This window comes from Paenibacillus sp. MABNR03, assembly GCF_050455445.1.
In the GTDB taxonomy this organism is placed as follows: Bacteria; Bacillota; Bacilli; order Paenibacillales; family Paenibacillaceae; genus Paenibacillus; species Paenibacillus xylanilyticus.
The window spans coordinates 245,868-266,563 of the sequence record NZ_JBCIYR010000001.1 but is presented as its reverse complement, the minus strand read 5'-3'; the positions used below and the strand labels follow the sequence as shown (position 1 = coordinate 266,563).

At 46.6% G+C, this 20,696-nt stretch carries 19 protein-coding genes; all 19 read right to left on the bottom strand.

The window, feature by feature from the left end:
* Window positions 1-14: 14 nt before the first annotated feature.
* The 19 genes from rbfA to AAIH57_RS01020 all read right to left on the bottom strand — a co-directional run bounded on the left by rbfA (window position 15) and on the right by AAIH57_RS01020 (window position 20,681).
* Complete coding sequence (gene rbfA / locus AAIH57_RS01110) at window positions 15-374, bottom strand: 30S ribosome-binding factor RbfA (RefSeq protein ID WP_095287719.1); 360 nt, start codon at window positions 372-374, stop codon at window positions 15-17.
* 25 nt (window positions 375-399) lie between these two features.
* On the bottom strand, window positions 400-3,006 hold the full coding sequence (infB, locus tag AAIH57_RS01105) for a translation initiation factor IF-2 (protein ID WP_175396035.1): 2,607 nt from the start codon (window positions 3,004-3,006) through the stop codon (window positions 400-402).
* Window positions 2,999-3,328: a YlxQ family RNA-binding protein gene (locus tag AAIH57_RS01100; RefSeq protein WP_029880929.1), complete on the bottom strand. Its 330-nt coding sequence runs from the start codon at window positions 3,326-3,328 to the stop codon at window positions 2,999-3,001. The genes infB and AAIH57_RS01100 overlap by 8 nt, the downstream gene beginning before the upstream one ends.
* Window positions 3,318-3,626, bottom strand: coding sequence for an RNase P modulator RnpM (rnpM, locus tag AAIH57_RS01095; protein WP_095287722.1), 309 nt, complete (start codon window positions 3,624-3,626; stop codon window positions 3,318-3,320). Before rnpM ends, AAIH57_RS01100 begins: the two co-directional genes overlap by 11 nt.
* Before the next feature lie 25 nt (window positions 3,627-3,651).
* On the bottom strand, window positions 3,652-4,749 hold the full coding sequence (nusA, locus tag AAIH57_RS01090) for a transcription termination factor NusA (protein WP_095287723.1): 1,098 nt from the start codon (window positions 4,747-4,749) through the stop codon (window positions 3,652-3,654).
* Between the two features lie 123 nt (window positions 4,750-4,872).
* Window positions 4,873-5,334, bottom strand: coding sequence for a ribosome maturation factor RimP (rimP, locus tag AAIH57_RS01085; protein WP_413033932.1), 462 nt, complete (start codon window positions 5,332-5,334; stop codon window positions 4,873-4,875).
* Window positions 5,335-5,590: 256 nt separating this feature from the next.
* Window positions 5,591-9,913: a PolC-type DNA polymerase III gene (locus AAIH57_RS01080; RefSeq protein ID WP_430020267.1), complete on the bottom strand. Its 4,323-nt coding sequence runs from the start codon at window positions 9,911-9,913 to the stop codon at window positions 5,591-5,593.
* Between the two features lie 147 nt (window positions 9,914-10,060).
* Entirely contained in the window at window positions 10,061-11,515 is a 1,455-nt protein-coding gene (proS, locus tag AAIH57_RS01075) for a proline--tRNA ligase (protein ID WP_175396038.1), read from the bottom strand.
* Window positions 11,516-11,578: 63 nt separating this feature from the next.
* A complete protein-coding gene (gene rseP, locus AAIH57_RS01070; protein ID WP_430020266.1) occupies window positions 11,579-12,850 on the bottom strand; it encodes an RIP metalloprotease RseP in 1,272 nt (423 codons plus the stop codon).
* A gap of 114 nt (window positions 12,851-12,964) precedes the next feature.
* Window positions 12,965-14,104 (bottom strand): 1-deoxy-D-xylulose-5-phosphate reductoisomerase, encoded by a 1,140-nt coding sequence (locus AAIH57_RS01065; RefSeq protein ID WP_175396040.1) that lies wholly within the window; start codon window positions 14,102-14,104, stop codon window positions 12,965-12,967.
* A 76-nt stretch (window positions 14,105-14,180) separates the two neighbouring features.
* Window positions 14,181-14,975 carry a phosphatidate cytidylyltransferase gene (locus AAIH57_RS01060; RefSeq protein WP_175396041.1) on the bottom strand — a complete coding sequence of 265 codons (795 nt, stop codon included), beginning with the start codon at window positions 14,973-14,975 and terminating at the stop codon, window positions 14,181-14,183.
* Window positions 14,976-14,991: 16 nt separating this feature from the next.
* Window positions 14,992-15,759 (bottom strand): isoprenyl transferase, encoded by a 768-nt coding sequence (locus tag AAIH57_RS01055; RefSeq protein WP_175396042.1) that lies wholly within the window; start codon window positions 15,757-15,759, stop codon window positions 14,992-14,994.
* Window positions 15,760-15,848: 89 nt separating this feature from the next.
* A complete protein-coding gene (gene frr, locus AAIH57_RS01050; protein ID WP_175396043.1) occupies window positions 15,849-16,403 on the bottom strand; it encodes a ribosome recycling factor in 555 nt (184 codons plus the stop codon).
* Entirely contained in the window at window positions 16,403-17,131 is a 729-nt protein-coding gene (pyrH, locus tag AAIH57_RS01045) for a UMP kinase (RefSeq protein ID WP_095287801.1), read from the bottom strand. The genes frr and pyrH overlap by 1 nt, the downstream gene beginning before the upstream one ends.
* A 232-nt stretch (window positions 17,132-17,363) precedes the next feature.
* Window positions 17,364-18,014 carry a translation elongation factor Ts gene (gene tsf, locus AAIH57_RS01040; protein ID WP_175396044.1) on the bottom strand — a complete coding sequence of 217 codons (651 nt, stop codon included), beginning with the start codon at window positions 18,012-18,014 and terminating at the stop codon, window positions 17,364-17,366.
* A 113-nt stretch (window positions 18,015-18,127) separates the two neighbouring features.
* Window positions 18,128-18,826, bottom strand: coding sequence for a 30S ribosomal protein S2 (gene rpsB, locus AAIH57_RS01035; RefSeq protein WP_047842496.1), 699 nt, complete (start codon window positions 18,824-18,826; stop codon window positions 18,128-18,130).
* 271 nt (window positions 18,827-19,097) lie between these two features.
* Window positions 19,098-19,727 (bottom strand): endolytic transglycosylase MltG, encoded by a 630-nt coding sequence (locus AAIH57_RS01030; protein WP_430020265.1) that lies wholly within the window; start codon window positions 19,725-19,727, stop codon window positions 19,098-19,100.
* A gap of 3 nt (window positions 19,728-19,730) precedes the next feature.
* Window positions 19,731-20,300: a hypothetical protein gene (locus AAIH57_RS01025; protein ID WP_430020264.1), complete on the bottom strand. Its 570-nt coding sequence runs from the start codon at window positions 20,298-20,300 to the stop codon at window positions 19,731-19,733.
* A 66-nt stretch (window positions 20,301-20,366) separates the two neighbouring features.
* Window positions 20,367-20,681 (bottom strand): hypothetical protein, encoded by a 315-nt coding sequence (locus AAIH57_RS01020; RefSeq protein WP_430020263.1) that lies wholly within the window; start codon window positions 20,679-20,681, stop codon window positions 20,367-20,369.
* Window positions 20,682-20,696 lie beyond the last annotated feature (15 nt).

Here is a 20,696-nt window from a genome sequence, read left to right as displayed (position 1 = left end):
TCTCCTTTATGCTGTTACTGGGATTCGTTCTTGTCGGTACCGATGTCACCAAGCAGCTTCTCAATCCGGCTGCCATAAGCGATCGATTCGTCAATCTTGAATATCAATTCGGGAACATGGCGAAGTCTGATCCGCTTGCCCAGCTCGGAGCGCAAAAATCCATTTGCTTTCTCGAGTGCTTTAAGCGAATTGTCCTTTTGCTCCTGTTCACCGAAGACACTCAGATAAACTTTGGCTTGCGACAAGTCGTTAGTCACGTCGACACCTGTTACGGTAATGAAGCCGATACGTGGATCTTTCAGTTCAGACTGGATGAGCACGCTCAATTCTTTCTTGATCTGCTCGCCCACTCTACCTGTACGAATCTTGGCCATAGTTGTTCACCTCATGCTTCCTTGCTTATCGTTGTACCGTCTCCATAACAAAGGCTTCGATAACGTCGCCTTCTTTGAGATCGTTGTAGTTATCAAGAGTAATACCGCATTCGTAGCCCTGTGCTACTTCTTTGGCATCGTCTTTGTAACGTTTCAGTGAATCAAGCTTACCTTCGTAAAGGACAATGCCGTCACGAATCAGGCGCGCTTCAGCTGAACGTGTAATTTTACCTGAGGTAACCATACATCCAGCAATGGTACCCACTTTACTGATTTTGAACGTGCTGCGAACTTCAGCGTGACCAATCACATTTTCTTTGTAGATCGGATCAAGCATCCCTTTCATCGCTTGTTCAATTTCTTCGATAACACTATAAATGACACGGTGGAGACGGATATCTACTTGCTCTTGATCTGCAGTTGTTTTCGCCTGATTGTCAGGACGAACGTTGAAACCAATCACGATGGCATTCGATGCAGCCGCCAAAATGATGTCGGATTCGGTGATGGCACCAGCACCGCTGTGAATGATCTTCACGCGTACACCTTCAACCTCTATTTTTGCAAGTGAACCCTTCAATGCTTCAACCGAACCTTGAACGTCACCTTTAATAATGACATTCAGATCTTTGATTTCGCCGTCTTTGATGTGTTGGAACAGATCGTCCAATGTTACACGTGTATTTGTACCCAAATCGGATTCACGTTGCGTGATCGCACGTTTGTCAGCGATAGAGCGAGCTTTACGCTCATCTTCAAATACCATGAACGGATCTCCCGCACCTGGAACTTCAGTCAAACCTGTGATTTCTACAGGTGTTGAAGGTCCAGCTTCTTTCAGACGACGACCTTTGTCATTGACCATCGCACGTACGCGACCGAAGCAGTTACCTGCAACAAAGGCATCTCCGACTTTCAAAGTACCGTGCTGAACCAAAATACGGGCAACTGGGCCGCGTCCTTTATCCAGCTCGGCTTCGATTACTGTACCACGGGCACGTTTGTCCGGGTTCGCTTTGTACTCGTTCACTTCAGCAACGAGCAGGATCATTTCGAGCAGACCTTCCAGACCCATTCTTTGTTTCGCCGAAACGTTAACAAAGATGGTGTCACCGCCCCATTCCTCAGGAACGAGTTCATAGTTAGTCAATTCCTGTTTTACTCTGTCCGGATCAGCACCTGGCTTATCGATTTTGTTAACCGCTACGATAATTGGAAGACCCGCTGCTTTTGCGTGGTTAATGGCCTCAACGGTCTGTGGCATAACGCCGTCATCCGCAGCAACAACGATGATCGTAATATCCGTTACTTGAGCACCACGAGCACGCATGGCTGTAAACGCTTCGTGACCCGGTGTATCCAGGAACGTAATTTTTTTGTTGTTGATTTCAACTTGGTAAGCACCGATGTGCTGTGTAATTCCGCCAGCTTCGCCGCCTGTTACATTCGTTGAACGAATGGCATCAAGCAATGTTGTTTTACCATGGTCAACGTGACCCATAATCGTTACAACCGGAGGACGGGATTGCAGATCCGCAGGATCATCATTCTCTTCCACCGTTTCGAAACGGTCGTCTTCAACCACAATTTTCACTTCAACCTCAACACCGAATTCACCTGCGAGCAGAAGAATGGTATCAATATCGAGCTCTTGGTTAATTGTAGCCATAACACCCATACCAATGAGTTTTTTGATAACTTCGGAAGCATCTTTGTGAAGCAGCTTCGCTGTTTCACCTACAGTCATATCACCGCGTACGATGATTTTCTTAGGTGTATTATCAATTTTCTCACGTTGTTGGTACTGTTGTTGATTTCTGTTACGGTTGTTCTTGCCACCGCGGTTGCCACGGAAGTTGCCGCCACGGTTGTCGTCATAACGACGTCCGCCGCCGCCACTGTTTGAACGGTTGCCGTTGTTGCTGTTATTACCGGAACTGCCTTGGCCGCCTCTACGTTGGCCTTGACCTTGGCTCTGTCCTTGGCCACCGCTACGGTTGCCGCCATTGCCAGTGTTGCTTGGTCCAGCGCTTCTCACTTGGCCGCCGCCACTGTTGTTCGGACGTTGTCCTGAACCTTGTGGACGTGAAGCTGTGCTGCTTGTTCCGCCTTGTGGACGTGAAGCTGTACTGCTTTGTCCGCCTTGCGAAGGTCTGGAACGATTACCTGTTTGTCCGCCCTGGCTGGAGCCTTGGGAAGAGTTTGTTCTGTTGCGGCTATCTTGGCCGCTGGGTCTTTGGGAGCCGTTGTTATTGTTTGAATTTGGTCTATTGTTCATACCTACCTGCTTTTCCTGTTGTATTTTTGTTTGTACGGGACTACCGGATGTATTACTGTTGTTCGGCGTGTTCGCTCCGCCGGCCGGCTTACTGCTGTCCACTGTTTTTTCACTGCGCACCGACGAAGTAGCGACTGGTTTTGCTTCGCTGCCTTGTTTGGATGCTGCAGTGGATTTTATATCTTTAAAAAATTGTTCCACCTTACCCACTGAACCATTCTCCATGACACTCATATGATTGTTTACGGGGATATCCAGTTTTTTAAGAATGGTTATAATTTCTTTGCTGCTCATATTAAGGGACTTCGCATATTCATAAACTCGCAATTTATCCTTGTTTTCCTGTTTACTCAATATACTCCACCTCCGACATTATACCGACTTGCTTGGAGATCATTTTTGCAAACCCTCGATCCGTTACTGCAAGAACAACCCGCGTTTCTTTACCGATACTTGAACCCAGACTATCCCGGTCAAATCCGATCACCAGAGGAACCTTGTATGTTCCACATTTGTCGCGAAATTTCTTTTGTGTATTGGCCGAGGCGTCACCCGCAACAATAACCATTTTAGCTTCGGAAGAACGGATCGCCTTAAGCACGATTTCTTCACCCGTCACCAGCTTGCCTGCACGCATAGAGAGTCCCAGATAAGACAACGTTTTGTTATTCATCATGATCACGCTCCTGCGCTGCGATGAAATCATCTTCAACAGAAGCGAAGTCAGCAGCCAATTGCTCGTAAATTTCAGGTGAAACCTTGCCTTTCAGCGCACGATCCAAAGACCGGTTTTTGAGTGCAAGTTTAAAACAGGATTCCTTGCCGCATAAATAAGCGCCACGTCCGGATTTTTTGCCAGTCAAATCGATCAGCACTTCATCCTCTGGCGTTTTAACGATACGGATCAGCTGCTTTTTGGGCATCATTTCTTGGCACGCCACACATTTGCGCAGCGGCACTTTTTTCTGTTTCATACGTTAGCGCCCCCCGTGCTTTACTTTAATCGACGGAGACGGAATCTTGATGCATTTCCGAAGAAGAATCTTTTTCTCTGCCGAATTCCTGTTCCGCCTGGCTCTCGCTCTTGATGTCGATCTTCCAGCCGGTCAGCTTCGCTGCCAATCGGGCATTTTGGCCTTTGATGCCAATGGCAAGGGACAGTTGATAGTCCGGAACGATGACCCGGGCCATCTTTTCTTCTTCAAACACTTGAACCTCCAATACTTTGGAAGGACTCAATGCATTAGCCACATATTCGTCTACCTGTTCGGAATAACGAACGATGTCAATCTTTTCACCGCGCAGCTCACCCACAATGGTCTGCACGCGCATTCCTTTGGGGCCTACACAGGATCCAACCGGATCAACTTCCTCATTGCGGGAATGAACGGCAATTTTGGAGCGAAAACCCGCTTCACGTGCAACAGAACGAATCTCAACCACTCCATCAAAAATCTCGGGAACTTCCAGTTCAAAGAGACGTTTCAACAGACCCGGATGTGTACGGGACAGAATGATTTGCGGCCCTTTGGTCGTATTCTCGACCTTGGTGATGTATGCCTTAATACGGTCACCATGAACAAATTTTTCGTTCGGCATCAATTCGGTTAACGGCAGAGCCGCTTCGATTTTGCCCAGATCGATGTAGATATTGCGCAAATCCTGACGCTGCACCACTCCCGTAACGATATCCTCTTCCTTGTCAACGAAAGCGTTGTAGATCAGGCCGCGTTCGGCTTCACGAATCCGCTGGGTCACTACCTGTTTGGCAGTCTGTGCGGCGATACGTCCGAAATCGCGCGGCGTAACCTCGATCTCCGCAATATCTTCCAGCTGGAAGTGTGGGTTAATTTCGCGTGCTGCAGGCAATGAAATTTCGGTGCGTGAGTCCAGGACTTCCTCCACGATTAACTTGCGAGCATATACCCGAATAACTCCAGTGTTACGATTCATGTCAACACGCACGTTCTGAGCGGTGTTGAAATTGCGTTTATAGCTGGAGATTAATGCCGCCTCAATCGCTTCAAACAGCACATCCTTGCTGATCCCTTTTTCCCGCTCCAATTCATTCATTGCTTCAATAAAATCCATACTCATGAATGTTGATCCCCCTTTCAAACATGGCATCTCATACGTAAAACGGCGAAAGGCTCAGAACTCATGAGCACCTTGCCGTTATCGTGAGATGTGTCTTTTTCATTAATAAAGTGAACAAGGCACTTAAAACAGAATGGCCAAGCGCGCACTAGCAACCTTATCGTAAGGAACCGCGTACTGCTTCTTGCCTGCTTCGATCACAAGCTCCCCGTTATCAAAGGAAAGCAGTTTGCCTTCAAATTCCTTCAATCCATTCACCGTTTCGTAGGTTGTAACAAAGACGTTTTTACCTACGGATTTCGCAACATCCTCCGCTTTTTTCAGTGGACGTTCAGCTCCCGGAGAAGACACTTCAAGGAAATAGACGGTTGGAATCGGATCGTTCTCATCCAGCTTGGCGCTCAGCTGTTCGCTGATCAAGACGCAATCGTCGATGTCGATGCCACCCTCTTTGTCGACATACACCCGTAAAAACCAGTTGCTGCCTTCTTTGACGTAATCGATGTCAACCAGCTCGAAACCTTGTTCATTCAAGTAGGGTTGGATCATTTCTTCCACGGTAGATTTAATCTTCGTTGTGCTCAAAACCGATAACCTCCAACTTAGGTTACACCGGCATATTAGGCCGGCAATTTCTTCATACCCAAGATTCTTGTATACCAAAGACTAAAGAGTGGGTTTCCCCACTCTTTAGAAATTCGTACTATCTCGTTCACTTCAGAAATTATAACATAGTCTGGTAATAGTGACAAGTAAGCGATCTTTCAGGGCATTTACGTACTAATGAAGAAAAAATTACGCATTCCTCTGAAAGGCAATCCTTTGACTAATTATGCATCCATTAAAAAAGGGAAAGCTGATTGCTCTCCGGCAAACCACGGAAACAACCCATGCCTGACAATAGTTCGACAATCGTTTTACTCGCCTTGGATTTTTGCTGGAAATCTTCAATGGAAAGGAATTCACCATGTTCTCTAGCAGCTGCAATATTACGCGCTGCATTATCACCAATACCAGCCAAGGCTGAGAACGGAGGAATCAGCGTTTTTCCGTCAACGATAAACTTCGTAGCTTCAGAACGGTACAGGTCAATCGGTTTGAGTGAGAATCCGCGAGCTGTCATTTCCAGCGCCATCTCAAGGACTGGCAGCATGTTTTTTTCTTTTGGCGGCGCCTGGAAACCCAACTGTTCAATTTCAACAATCTTCCGATAGATGGCATCGTATCCCTGACATACCAGCTCGATGTCAAACTCATCCGCACGAACGGTAAAATAAGTCGCATAGTACTCAATTGGATGATACAGCTTGAAGAAAGCAGTACGTACTGCCGAAATAACATATGCGGCTGCGTGGGCCTTTGGAAACATGTACTGGATTTTGAGACAAGAGTCAATGTACCACTGCGGTACTTTGCATTTTTTCATCTCGTCAATCCATTCCTGTGGCAAGCCGCGGCCTTTACGAACACTCTCTGTAATCTTAAAGGCCAGACTTGCATCCATACCCGCCTTGTATATAAGGAATAACATGATGTCATCCCGGCAGCCAATTACCGTTTTAATGTTACATGTACCATTCTTGATCAGTTCTTGCGCGTTGCCAAGCCATACTCCTGTTCCATGAGACAGTCCCGAAATCTGAAGTAGATCGGCAAATGACGTAGGCTGGGATTCGATAAGCATTTGACGCACAAACTTCGTTCCCATCTCGGGTACACCAAAGGTTGCAACAGGAGAACGAATCTGTTCAGGAGTTACTCCAAGGGCATCCGTGGAGTTGAACATGCTCATGACTTTCGGATCATTCATCGGGATAGTGGTCGGATCGATTCCTGTCAAATCCTGCAGCATCCGCATCATGGTCGGATCATCATGTCCCAGTATATCCAGTTTCAACAGATTTTCTTCAAAGGCATGATAATCAAAGTGGGTCGTTTTCCATTCTGCATTAACATCATCCGCAGGATATTGAACAGGAGTAACGTCTTCCACTTCAATATAATCCGGCACCACGACAATTCCACCCGGATGCTGTCCCGTGCTGCGCTTCACCCCGGTACAACCGGAAGCCAGACGATTCAGCTCTGCCCCGCGCCATTTCTTATGATGCTCTTCCTCATATTTCTTGGCAAAACCGAAGGCTGTTTTCTCGGCAACGGTACCTATGGTCCCTGCTCGGAATACACTCTTCTCGCTAAATAGCACTTTCGTGTAGTTGTGAGCATGTGGTTGATAATCGCCTGAGAAGTTCAAGTCGATATCGGGGACCTTATCCCCTTTGAAACCAAGAAACGTCTCAAACGGAATATCCTGTCCTTCACCTTTCAGTCTGCCACCGCAATTAGGACACTCCTTCTCCGGAAGGTCAAATCCACTTGGCACACTCCCGTCCAGGAACCATTCGCTGTGCTTGCACTCCGGGTTTACGCAGATGTAGTGTGCAGGCAGCGGATTAACTTCGGAAATGCCGAGGAATGTAGCTACAACAGAAGAACCAACCGATCCCCGGGAGCCGACAAGATACCCATCCTGATTCGATTTTTTCACCAGCCGCTCCGAGATCAGATAGTTGGCTGAGAAACCGTACTTGATAATCGGCTGCAGCTCTTTCTCAAGGCGTGCCACAATAACTTCAGGCAGGTCTTCACCATATATCGACTTTGCCGTATTATAGCAGGTGTTCCGGATCTCTTCGTCCGCACCCTCCAGAATTGGCGTAAACAGCTTGTCCGGGAACAGCTTAATTTCCTCAAAACGGTCTGCAAGTTCAATCGTATTGGTGACGACAACCTCATAGGCTTTATCCTGACCGAGGAACTGGAATTCTTCCAACATTTCTGCTGTGGTTCTAAAATGAGCATCCGGCTTGCGCTGGTCTTTAAGCGGACTGAAACCGGTAATCCCGTGGATGGTAATGTCACGATAGATTTTGTCCCTCGGCTCCAGATAGTGCACATTGCCTGTAGCAATAACTGGTTTGTTCAATTTGGCTCCGATATCAACCACTTTGCGTACTGCAAGTTTCAATTCCTCTGGTGTGGCAACAAGCCCCTTGTCCACCAGATGCATATACATCGTCAGGGGTTGAATCTCCAGAATGTCGTAAAACTCGGCGATTTCTTCGGCCTCTTCCAGTGATTTATTGAGGACAGCCTCGAAAAACTCTCCTTTTTCACAGCCGGATATAATGACCAGTCCTTCGCGCAAGCTTACCAGTTTAGATTTCGGAATACATGCGACACGCTTGAAATATTCCGTATGAGACAGGGACACCAGCTTATACAGATTCTTCTTACCCACATCATTTAATGCATAGATCCCGCAGTGGAAGGGACGTGTATTCGACAGGTCAACCCCGACGTAATCGTTTAATCGGTCCAGCATGGTTAATCCTTTTAATTGGGCTGCATCATTCACAAGACCATTTAATATACCTGCGAGTGCAATCGTATCATCAATCGCCCGGTGATGGCTTTCCAGCGCGACTTTGTATTTGTCAGCAAGTGTGTTCAATCGGTGATTTTTCATTTTTGGATACAAAAGCCGCGCCAGTTCCAGCGTATCCAGTACAGGGTTTGGCAGCTCTGGCATGCCCAAATTTTTAAGCGTGGCCTGAATAAAGCCCATATCGAATCGGGCATTGTGTGCGACCAGCACCCCATCCCCCGCAAATGCAACAAAGTCGCGAATGACGGGTTCAAGCTCCGGTGCGTCTTTGACCATCTCATCCGTGATGTTCGTCAATTGCTGAATATTGTACGGGATCCGTTCATGCGGGTTTACAAATGTGGCAAACCGGTCGATCTCTTTGCCATCCTGCACTTTAACCGCGGCAATCTCTATGATTTTGTTCTGGGTGACGGACAGACCCGTCGTCTCGATATCGAATACGATATAGGTGGCTGTTTTCAGCTCAATTGGCTGTGGTGCCATGACAACAGCAACAGAATCATTCACTACGTTGGCCTCGAGGCCGTATATCATTTTTATGCCGTTTTTCTTCGCTGCTTTGGCTGCCTCCGGATAGACCTGTACACCGCCATGATCTGTTACGGCAATGGCCTTATGTCCCCACTCTGCTGCCGTTTTCACGTATTTATCAATGGCTGTTACAGCATCCATCGTGCTCATGGTGGAGTGCAGATGGAATTCCACCCGTTTTTCCTGTGCTGTATCTTTTCGTGATGGAGGTGCTTTAATTTCGGTCAGATCCGAAGGAATCATGGCCAGTTCAGGTATTTGCATAAACCGGTCATACTCTACTCGTCCGCGGACCTTGACCCATTTTCCATTAGCCAGCAAGCTGAGGATTTTGACATCCTCTTTTGTTTTCGCAAACATCTTCATTTGCATGGAATCCGTAAAGTCGGTCAGGTAGAAGGTAAAGAGCGTATTTCCGTTTCGCAGCTCCTTGCGGTCCAGACCAAAGATCGATCCCTGAAGCGTGATCTTCTTCTCTTCATCCTGAACTTCCTGCATCGGTACAGCCGGCTCTTTGATCTCATAGCCCATCTGCAAACGAACATCACCCTGATCCTCGTCCTCCGGAGCTTCCATCTCGGTGACTTCGCTCATCATCTGTTCGATGACCTGCCGTTCCTCGACCTTCTTCTGAGCCTGGAACTGCTCCATCGCTTCCTTATTACTTCCCACTTCACCAACTTGTAGTTTAATCCGCAACGGCAGGTGGAAATACTTTTCATAGAAAGTCGTAATCGCCTGGTCAATCTGCTTCTTGCGCGCCAGTTCCATCGATGTGGAATCACTCATGGTCAATTGCAGCAAGTCTGCTTCACATTCAAAGGTAGCCCGGTTCATCCAGCCGTTTACGGATGGAATCTCGCGAGTGACCCACTCCAGAAACAGGTTCCAGTATTCGCTGACGATATCACCTGCCTGCACCTGCTCTGTATATTTAAAACCAAATGTAATTTTGGCGATATGATTCATTTTTTCCTGAATATGCAGGCTGAACGTACGATAGATCGGTGCAGGGACCAACGTATCCTTACAGATCAGGATATGCCATTCCCGGTTGCTGCGATTCGTCTCTACCCGTTCAATCCATCCATCCAAAAAATAGGGATCGGTCAGACCTGCCGGAAGCTCTGCCTGTTTCATCAACAATTCAAACCGTTTTCGTTTCTCCTCGAATCCACTCATCGTGTTCCTCCTTGTACCCCCTTAAAACATGAAAAGCTTCTGCAATCAAAAATGTCCCCGATCCGAACCCGCACCGACTCATTTTATCCGACAGAAGCCTTTCATTACTTACTCATACGGTGAATAGTGCTGGTCGTCCGTGATGACCTAGTAGGCTCTTGCAAACACTACCGTGTTCTTCGCCTTTTCACCACAAGCCAGACACGTATGCTTTTCTTCCGCAGGCTGGAACGGAATGTTCCGGCTTGTTGCACCTGTTACTTCTCTTACTTTATCTTCGCATGCTTCTGAGCCGCACCAGCCGGCCAGCGTAAAGCCTCGTTTGTTTTCCATCAATTCCTTCATCTCATCAAGCGTGTCTACAGAGTAGAAGTTGTCCGTCATAAACGTGCGTGCACGCTCAAGCATATCAGATTGAACCTCTGTCAGCATATTCTGAATTTCTTCCACCAGGTTTGCCTGTTCTACTACCTTTTTCTCGCCTGTAATTCGTGACACGAGCACACATACTCCATTTTCCATGTCACGTGGACCAATTTCAAGACGGATCGGAACCCCACGCATTTCATATTCATTGAATTTCCAGCCTGGACGAACATCGCTGCGATCATCCATTTTAACACGAATGCCTGCTTTTTTCAGTTCAGCGAATAACTCATCCGCACGACCTACAACAGCATCACGAGTTTTTGGCGGTCCAATTGGAATCATCACGACTTGCGTTGGTGCAACTTTTGGAGGCAGTACCAGACCACGGTCATCGCCATGCACCATAATCAGTGCCCCGATCAAACGTGTACTTACACCCCATGAGGTTGTATAAGCATGCTCAAGCACATTTTCCCGGCTGAGGTACTGAATTTCAAATGCTTTCGCAAAGTTCGTACCCATAAAGTGAGATGTTCCGGCTTGAACAGCACGTCCATCCTTCATCATCGCTTCAATGGAGTAGGTATCCACCGCTCCTGCAAACTTCTCTGAAGGCGTTTTTTGACCACTGATAACCGGAATTGCCAAGTACTCTTCCACAACTTCACGGTAGATTTCAAGCATGCGCATGGTTTCTTCACGTGCTTCTTCTTCCGTCTCATGAGCCGTATGACCTTCCTGCCAGAGGAATTCACTTGTACGCAGGAAAGGCAGCGTTCTTTTCTCCCAACGCACAACGTTCGCCCACTGATTGATCAGAACAGGCAAATCGCGATAGGATTGAATCCATTTGGAGTACATGTGACCAATAATCGTTTCGGAAGTAGGTCGAATTGCCAGACGTTCTTCCAGCTTTTCTCCGCCCGCTTCTGTTACCCAAGGCAACTCGGGATTAAAGCCTTCAACATGCTCTTTTTCTTTTTGGAAAAAGCTTTCTGGAATGAACATTGGGAAGTAGGCATTACGGTGACCCGTTTCACGGAAACGACGATCGAGCTCATCCTTGATATGTTCCCAGATTTCATATCCATCCGGTTTGAATACAATACAACCCCGCACCGGAGAGTAATCCATCAGATCGGCTTTTTTAATAACATCAATGTACCAGCGGGAGAAATCCTCGCCCTGTGGTGTGATTTCAGTCACGAATTGTTTATCATTTTCCTTTGACATAAGACTCCAGCGTCCTCCCATAACGACCATCTCTGCAAAATACAGAACATGATCAAACCATAATTATCCGTTAATTAAACGTAGTATATCATTATATGTTACAGCCAGCATCAGTACAAACAGCATAGCGAACCCTATAAAATGAACCATACCTTCGCGGTTAGGGTCAACCGGCCGGCCTCTGAGTGCTTCAATTCCAAGGAATACAAGTCGGCTGCCGTCCAGTGCAGGAATTGGCAACAGGTTGAAAATCCCCAAATACAAGCTCAAAATAGCCGCCCATCTCGTTAACTGCTCAATTCCCTGTTTGGCGATTTGACCTGTTACTTCGAATGTACGCACCGGTCCACCAATGTCGTCCATGTTAAATTGATTAATGAGATGCTTGAAACCTTCAAAGATAACTTTGGTTGTATCTACCATCGCTACACCGGAAACTTTAAAGGTCTCCACAAATCCGACAGATCGAGTTGGCAGCGTAGGTACAATTCCTACCTTACCTCCCTCTTGTCCTTCTACTGTACGAGGCGTTATCGTTATGTTAAACGTTTCTTCTCCCCGACGCAGTGTCCACTCCATCGGCTTGTCTTTGGACTCGGCAATCATGGTCACCATTTTTTGCGAATCCGTACCTATTGCAGTACCATTGATCGTCTCAATGATATCTCCCTCTTGCAAGTTTGCCTGATCGGCAGCTCCGCCTTCGAGTACCTCACCAATTTGCAGATTTTTCGGATTTTCAACCGGAACTCCCGCCATTTGCGCATATACTGCAAACAATACAAAAGCCAAGATAAAGTTCATCAATGGTCCTGCAAAAATCGCCATTGCCCGCTGTCCAACTGTCTTACTGCCAAATTGACGGTCTTTGGGTGCAATTTGAGTTTGTTTGCCGCGACTCACGAGCATCGCCTGTGGATGTATACGGTATTGTTGTACCTCTCCATCGACGTCCAATTGCAGCTTTAACGCATTCTCCATATCAATGGAGATCACTTCACCACGTATTACATTTTTACGATTATCCAATTGGTCCAAATAAATCATTTTCACTTGGTCATCCACCGGTCTAACCGCTATGGTCTGACCCTCCTGAATTTCAACAAGCTCAGGGTCTTCCCCTGCCATACGTGCATATCCGCCAAATGGAAGCAGGCGCAGCGTAAACTGGGTCTCGTTTCTTTTATATGAGAACAATTTGGGACCAAAACCGATCGCAAATTCCCTTACAAGAATACCGGCGCGTTTGGCAAAATAGTAATGCCCCCATTCATGAACCGTCACGATGACAAAGAACATGAGCACCGTTAAAAATACAACTTGTATGGTTTCCAATCCCTATCCATCCTCCTTCACGGCACGAACCGAAGTCTGTCCCTTTAGATTATCATTATTCCAAGGTGCCGCACAAGAGAATCACTTCTTCCATATTTGTGATGAAAAAAGGGATTACAGATTGAATGCGTGTTTACGACTTTCCCGGTCACATCTTGCGATTTCTTCCAGATCAGGTTTGTCCACATTACGGTGTGCCTCCAGCACTGAAGCAATAATATCCTCTATTTTAAGGAACGATATCTCTTTGCGCAAGAAGCGTGCTACAGCAACTTCATTCGCGGCATTAAAAGCCGTAGTTGCAGTCCCCCCCATTTTACCACACTCATAAGCCAGCCTTAAACAAGGGAACCGTTCCATATCCATCTCGCGGAATTGCAGCTTGCCTGCTTGAGCCAGAGATAAACGCTGTGCCGGAGAAGGCAGCCGATCCGGATAAGTCAGCGCATATTGAATTGGAACACGCATATCCGGGTTACCAAGCTGTGCGATAATGCTTGTATCCTCGAATTCAACATAAGAGTGAATGATACTTTCAGGGTGAAGCAGCACGTCAATCTGATCATACGTCAGCCCGAATAACCAATGCGCCTCAATAACCTCTAACCCTTTGTTCACCATTGTTGCAGAGTCGATTGTTATTTTGGAACCCATCGACCAATTCGGATGCTTAAGGGCATCTTCAACAGTAACTTCCCGCAGCTGTTCACGTGTCAAATCGCGGAAGGATCCTCCTGATGCCGTAAGAGTAATTCCTGAAACACGTTTGAGGTTTTCTCCATTCAAACATTGAAATATGGCCGAGTGCTCACTATCAATGGGTAACAAAGAGACACCTTTTGCCGCAGCACTTGCAGTAACAATATGTCCTGCCGTCACCAATGTCTCCTTGTTGGCGAGTCCAATCTGCTTCCCAGCCTCTATGGCAGCAAGCGTTGATTCGAGCCCTACACTCCCCATGACAGCCGTAATCACAGTATCAGCATCTGTCCCGGCTGCGACTTCCACCAAGCCCTCTTTTCCGTAGAAGAGCTGCGTACCTGAAGGCAGGTGAGGAGCGACCGTCTCAGCCAGTTCTTTGGAGCCAACCGACACCTTTTTCGGACGATATCGCTTGGTTTGTTCAATGATAAGTTCAGTATTTCCTCCGGCTGCCAGTCCCTCCACCTGAAAAAGTTCAGGATGCATATCGACTACATCCAATGTTTGCGTTCCAATAGAACCGGTAGACCCGAGAATCGCTATTTTCTTCATGCTGCACCTCATCTTCATTAATCCATTGCGTGTATAATACAAATCCGTTCATTACACACGTCTTGTGTTCAAAACATTAGTAGGGCAGAAGCATTAATATATGTACGAATGGAAACACCACTATCCAGCTGTCGCACCGATCAAGAATACCCCCGTGCCCCGGAAGAAGGTTGCCAGAATCCTTGATATTGTACACACGTTTGTATGCGGATTGGATTAGGTCACCCATCTGGCCCACTACAGCACATGCGACTCCAATCAGTATAGCTCTCTGCCAAGACAGAAGGCCATCTGATAACATGGAAAATACCACTGATGTTACAATGGCAATCACAATACCGCCAAGCGCACCCTCCACTGTTTTGTTGGGACTAATCGATGGCCAAAGTTTGTTTTTCCCCATAAGTTTTCCCACAAAGTAGGCACCAGCATCACTGGCCCATATGGAACCTAACAGTAGGAATGTCCAAAAAAGCCCGTGATGCAGATGTCTGGATTCGGCGATGTAATAAAATCCGATCCCAATGTACAGCACACCCAAAAAAAGCATGGCAACCGTGTTCACAGGAATCCTGTTTTTGGTTATCACTGAGGCCGTCATTAAAACAAGCATAACCAGCCAACTGATTTGGAACAATGTCAGCGGTCTGCCATCCCACACCATTTCCCATGGGAAGACAAGTGCAAAAACACCTGCATATCCAATTAGGGCTACACCAGAAAAAGGCTGTACCCCCGTCATTTTCACAAATTCATAATAACCGATGAGAGCCATGAGCAGTACCAGGCCATGATACCAAGGTCCGCCCAGCATGCAAAAACCCAAAAACAACACACCTGCTACTATCCCTGTCGTTAATCGCTGTTTCAACGGCTTCATCCTCCATCTATTTCAAACCGCCGTAACGCCTTGTTCTGCGCTGATATTCGGCTACTGCTTCAAGCAGATGCTGTTTGCCAAATTCGGGCCAGTATATATCCGTAAACCATAGCTCGCTATACGCAAGCTGCCAAAGCATAAAATTACTGAGCCTTAGTTCTCCACTCGTCCGAATCAACAAATCCGGATCGGGCATATCCACAGTCAACATATGTTGGTCTATGAGCTCAGGTGTAATATCCTCTGCCGAGAGTTCCCCCGACTGAACCTGTAACGCAATTTGCTTCACACAGTCCGTCATTTCTCTTCGACTTCCATAATTCATTGCGAAGTTCAATACAAGCCCCGTATTATGTTCCGTAAGACGAATCGCTTCACGCAAGGCATTAACGGTATGTGAAGGTAATTTCTCTTCCTGCCCCATCATGCGTATGCGAACATTCTTTTCTATAAGTTCATCCAACTCTATCGCCAGAAATTCTTGTGGCAGTCGCATCAGAAAATCCACTTCTTCTTTTGGACGCGTCCAGTTTTCTGTCGAAAAAGCATACATCGTCAGATATTTGATGCCCAGTTCATCCGCCGCGATGGTTGCACGTTTGACTGCCTTCATGCCATTTTGGTGCCCAGCTATACGCGGCAAACCCAGACGTTTGGCCCATCGCCCATTTCCGTCCATAATAATAGCAACGTGCTGCGGGATATTATCCTCGGATATAGTCAGCGTTTCCTGCTTTTCAGCCCCATTCCACCACGACCGAACCCGTTTGATCATTCCTGTTCCTCCAAAATCCCTGAAGTTTCTTCACCTGAAGACTAGAAAAAGAGACAAAACCCCACCGTATCGGAGGGGCTGCGCTTGTCTTACACTTCCATGATTTCTTTTTCTTTGGCAGCGAGTACCTTATCGACTTCAGCGATAAACTTATCGGTCGATTTTTGGATATCGTCCTGATGTCTCCGGGACTCATCCTCGGAAATCTCTGACTTCTCCATTTTTTTAATATCATCATTCGCATCACGGCGAATGTTACGAATCGCTACTTTGCCTTCTTCGCCGAACTTTTTCGTAAGTTTCACGAGTTCTGTTCTGCGTTCCTCCGTAAGTGGCGGAATGGACAGACGAATCATGTTACCATCATTGGCTGGTGTTAGTCCCAGATCCGACTTCATGATCGCACGCTCGATTTCGCCCATAGAAGATTTGTCCCATGGCTGAATCATCAGTGTACGGGAATCCGGTGTGCTAATATTCGCGAGCTGATTAAGTGGTGTCATCGCTCCGTAGTACTCTACCTGAACCCGGTCCAGAAGAGCCGGAGTTGCACGTCCTGCACGCAAAGTGGCAAGATCACGACGTAACGCTTGAATTGCTTTATCCATACGTTCTTCGGCATGCTTTTTAACCGCTTGTGGCATTAGTCTACACTCCCTTTAACGATTGTCCCGATGCGTTCACCGAGAACTACACGTTTGATGTTACCTTGTTCCGTAATGGCAAATACGATCAACGGGATGTTGTTGTCCATACAGAGTGAGGATGCTGTAGAATCCATCACACCAAGGTTTTTGTTAAGTACATCCAGGTAAGTCAATTGTTCATATTTCTCAGCTGTACTGTCTTTGAATGGATCTGCCGAGTATACACCATCAACTTTGTTTTTAGCCATCAAGATGACTTCTGCTTCAATCTCCGCTGCGCGCAGTGCTGCTGTTGTATCGGTGGAGAAGAACGGGTTACCTGTACCTGCTGCAAAAATAACGACCCGGCCTTTCTCCAGATGACGAATAGCTCTACGACGAATATAAGGTTCTGCAATTTGCTGCATGGCAATCGATGTCTGTACACGTGTAGGCACTTCGATCTGCTCCAATGCATCTTGCAGTGCTAGCGAGTTCATTACAGTTGCTAGCATTCCCATATAATCGGCTGTTGCCCGGTCGATGCCGTTCTCGCTACCAGCGATTCCGCGCCAGATGTTTCCGCCACCACATACGATAGCAACCTGCACACCAAGTTCAACAACTTCTTTTACCTGCTGGGCAATCGACGAGATCGTCTCTGCATCAATACCATAGCCGTTTTGACCGGAAAGGGACTCTCCACTAACCTTTAAGACAACACGTTTGAATACTGGCTGTTCCAATTGTTCACCCTCCACTTTAAACTTGAGCACCCTCGGTGTTCAATCAACAAAACTTCTCGCGCATGGCCTCCTGCTTAAAAAGAAAGGAACACGGCTGTGTTCCACTCTTTTAGGAAAAACGATCAACCGGTAAGGCATTGTTTTCCTGAGATATAAGGGAGCTCTGCTTCGAAGTTTTATCATTCTTATATCTTCGAAAACCATTTGTTGCTTGCCGGTATATAAAACCGTCTTATTTGTTCACTTGGGACATAACTTCTTCTACGAAGTTATCCACTTTTTTCTCCAGACCTTCACCAAGTTCGTAACGAACGAAACGACGGATCGAGATGTTCTCACCGATTTGGCTGATTTTTTCATTCAGCAATTGGGAGATTGTTTTGTCTGGATCTTTAACGAAAGTTTGTTCCATCAAGCAATACTCTTCGTAGTATTTGCTGATACGGCCTTCAACCATTTTTTCAACGATTTTTTCTGGTTTGCCTTCGTTCAGTGCTTGAGCTTTCAAGATTTCTTTCTCTTTTTCCAGCTCATCAGCAGGAACTTCTTCACGAGTAACGTACTTAGGACTAGCTGCAGCAATTTGCATAGCGATGTCTTTAACGAACTCTTTGAATTGGTCTGTTTTACCTACGAAGTCTGTCTCGCAGTTAACTTCTACCAGTACACCAATACGGCCACCAGCGTGGATATAAGATTCTACAGTACCTTCAGTCGCTGCGCGACCTGCTTTGTTTGCAGCTGCAGACAGACCTTTTTCACGCAGCAATTCAGCTGCTTTCGTGATGTCACCATTTGCTTCTTCCAATGCTTTTTTGCAATCGAGCATACCAGCGCCCGTTTTTTCACGAAGTTCTTTTACTGCACTCGCGTTAACTGCCATTATTAATTCCCTCCAAATAAGTATTGTACGTACACTCTAAAAAAAGGGCAGTGAGAGGTTATCCACCTACCAACCACCCTTTTCATTTAGTTCATTCGTTATGTTCGAATCTATTAAGCGGAAGTTTCTTCGCCTTGGTTAGCTTCGATCACGGCATCAGCCATTTTACCTGTCAACAGCTTAACAGCGCGGATTGCATCGTCGTTACCTGGGATAACATAATCGATTTCGTCCGGATCGCAGTTTGTATCAACGATACCCACAATTGGAATACCCAATTTGCGAGCTTCAGCAACAGCGATACGCTCTTTGCGTGGATCGATGATGAACAGGGCGCTTGGCAGGCCTTTCATATTTTTAATACCGCCGAGGAATTTCTCCAGACGATCTTTTTCTTTGCGAAGCAAGATAACTTCTTTTTTAGGCAATACAGCGAATGTACCGTCTTCTTCCCAAGCTTCCAGTTGTTTCAAACGATCAATACGTTTTTGAATAGTTTGGAAGTTAGTCAGGGTACCGCCCAACCAGCGTTGGTTAATGTAGAACTGACCAGCGCGTTCAGCTTCTTCTTTAACGGAATCTTGAGCTTGTTTCTTAGTACCCACGAAAAGAATTGTACCATTCTCTCCTGCGATTCCTTTAACGAAGTTGTAAGCCTCTTCGACTTTTTTCACTGTCTTTTGCAAGTCAATGATATAAATTCCGTTTCTTTCAGTGAAGATATAACGATCCATTTTTGGGTTCCAACGACGTGTTTGGTGACCGAAGTGTACCCCAGCTTCGAGAAGCTGCTTCATGGAGATTACTGCCATCTTCACACACCTCCTAGTGGTTTTTTATTGTGTCCTCCGCCGGCATCATTTTTCGCCAAGACTCTCCATCAGGAAAGCACCCTCAACAAAATTAGCACATGCGTGTGTTTTAACACCGTTATCTAATATAGCATAACTGCTTAGCTGATGCAACACTCTTTCAGTTCCAAAAAGCATCGGACACAGCATAATAATGTTTATGTGAACTTTTCAAACTTTGAGTACTTGTCAAACCCTGCAATAAACAAAAAAACCGCCTTGCCTGAAGTAATCAGCTTGACGGTTCCTTTGTAATTTTGGCGATGATCGATTCAAAACTCTCACCTTTTTCAAGCGCGTATGTACCCACTCGAATTTTGGTATTGATTCGCTCGGCCTTTCCCGCTTTAATAAAGGCTTGTGCGTCATCCACTATACCGGCTTTTTCAAGATTCCCAGCGACAATCGCCAAAGTGTTTCCTGAATGCACTCTAAAAGTTACCTTTGTGGCTTGAGGTGCGTTCGGTGACGTTGGCTCTGTTGATTTGGGTTCGCTCACTGTATTTTGTTTCTTATCTTCACTTGAAGCTGGTTGCTGAGGGGCCTTGGGTTCTTCTGGAGTGTTCGTATCCTCTGCTTTTTCAGGCGCAGTTGCTACGTCCCCTTGCATCTCACTGCTCTTCTGTTTCTTCTTAGCCACCCACTCGGCTTCGGTATAAAGTTCGTCATCCTTTCCGACAAGCTTCATATCCAGTCCCTTGGCAGCCGTCTCCAATTGTTCCTTCGTCAGTTCAGCTGCAGCTGTACCCGTTTCCAAATTGCTATCTGATAAAGCATTTTGCCCTACTGTGGCAAGCTGAAGCAGCACTGCTCCGATAATCATGCCCGTTCCGATTCCAATCCATAGGGAGCGCTTATCCATCACTCAGCCCTCCTCCCGTTCTGCCAACTGAAGAATCAGCTGCACTTCTCCACGTTGTATGCCTGTCTGTTTCGCGATTGCATCCACTGATCTGCCTTCATTATATAAATGAAACAATTCTGAGTATCGGTCCTTGATGGACTCTCGCTCATTAACAGGCTCTTGTTCAAGTTGTGGCGGCTCGCTTTCTGAACCCTGTTTAGATGCGTCTTCTCTCACACTATCTACAAGAGCCTGTGCCTGTAATCCGTTTAAATGATCCACTGAAGCAGGCGGCACCCGATTCGTTTCAGCAGCTTTATTTTTTTCGAGTTCGTTCAAACGCTGTTGCAATTCTTCAAGCTGAATTTGCATACGTTGATCTGCAGCTGCCGCCTCACCCTTCATTTCAGCAACACGCTGAATGAGAGCCTCATTATCGCTTTCGATTTCAGCCATATAATGTTCAAGCGTGGATTCCATCTCTTGCACCAATTGATGCCCTGGTTCCTGCGCTTTATTTTTCTTGGGCATGATGAATGCATATGCAATGGCACAGGCACCTAATATGACAATAATGACCCATGGTGACAAATTGGTTCCTCTCCTTTGGATATGGCCTTCAAAGCTCAAGTCTTCATCTTCGTAAGAAGCAGCGGGTTACAACGACAGATCCACATGCTTTCCTTTGTACGGATGCTCGGCAGGTTTGAGGTGTTCTTGCTCCTGGGCAGCCTCCTGCTCCTGAGAAGCACCGTGGTGATCTCCGCCATTGGAATGACCGTCCCGTACACCTGTATGTGCAGTTTCCTCCATTGCCTCACTGCGCTGTCTTGCCTCTTCTGCTTCCTTGGCCGTTTGTACTGCCAGCAAATTTTGATCTGTGACCGGCCGCTGCTGATATTCACTCTGATACCGACCGGCTTCACTGGTTCTTGGTACCGCAATCTGCAACTCTACTGCCTTAAAACTCATACGCTCACCTCACGG

What these genes read in the sequence shown, in the direction of transcription:
- AAIH57_RS01100 (WP_029880929.1), bottom strand. Translation starts at nt 3,328, where the DNA reads ATGATGAATAACAAAACGTTGTCTTATCTGGGACTCTCTATGCGTGCA.
- frr (WP_175396043.1), bottom strand. Translation starts at nt 16,403, where the DNA reads ATGCCACAAGCGGTTAAAAAGCATGCCGAAGAACGTATGGATAAAGCA.
- nusA (WP_095287723.1), bottom strand. Translation starts at nt 4,749, where the DNA reads ATGAGTATGGATTTTATTGAAGCAATGAATGAATTGGAGCGGGAAAAA.
- AAIH57_RS01030 (WP_430020265.1), bottom strand. Translation starts at nt 19,727, where the DNA reads ATGGATAAGCGCTCCCTATGGATTGGAATCGGAACGGGCATGATTATC.
- AAIH57_RS01065 (WP_175396040.1), bottom strand. Translation starts at nt 14,104, where the DNA reads ATGAAGAAAATAGCGATTCTCGGGTCTACCGGTTCTATTGGAACGCAA.
- tsf (WP_175396044.1), bottom strand. Translation starts at nt 18,014, where the DNA reads ATGGCAGTTAACGCGAGTGCAGTAAAAGAACTTCGTGAAAAAACGGGC.
- AAIH57_RS01020 (WP_430020263.1), bottom strand. Translation starts at nt 20,681, where the DNA reads ATGAGTTTTAAGGCAGTAGAGTTGCAGATTGCGGTACCAAGAACCAGT.
- AAIH57_RS01080 (WP_430020267.1), bottom strand. Translation starts at nt 9,913, where the DNA reads ATGAGTGGATTCGAGGAGAAACGAAAACGGTTTGAATTGTTGATGAAA.
- rnpM (WP_095287722.1), bottom strand. Translation starts at nt 3,626, where the DNA reads ATGAAACAGAAAAAAGTGCCGCTGCGCAAATGTGTGGCGTGCCAAGAA.
- rbfA (WP_095287719.1), bottom strand. Translation starts at nt 374, where the DNA reads ATGGCCAAGATTCGTACAGGTAGAGTGGGCGAGCAGATCAAGAAAGAA.
- rpsB (WP_047842496.1), bottom strand. Translation starts at nt 18,826, where the DNA reads ATGGCAGTAATCTCCATGAAGCAGCTTCTCGAAGCTGGGGTACACTTC.
- proS (WP_175396038.1), bottom strand. Translation starts at nt 11,515, where the DNA reads ATGTCAAAGGAAAATGATAAACAATTCGTGACTGAAATCACACCACAG.
- AAIH57_RS01055 (WP_175396042.1), bottom strand. Translation starts at nt 15,759, where the DNA reads ATGATCAAACGGGTTCGGTCGTGGTGGAATGGGGCTGAAAAGCAGGAA.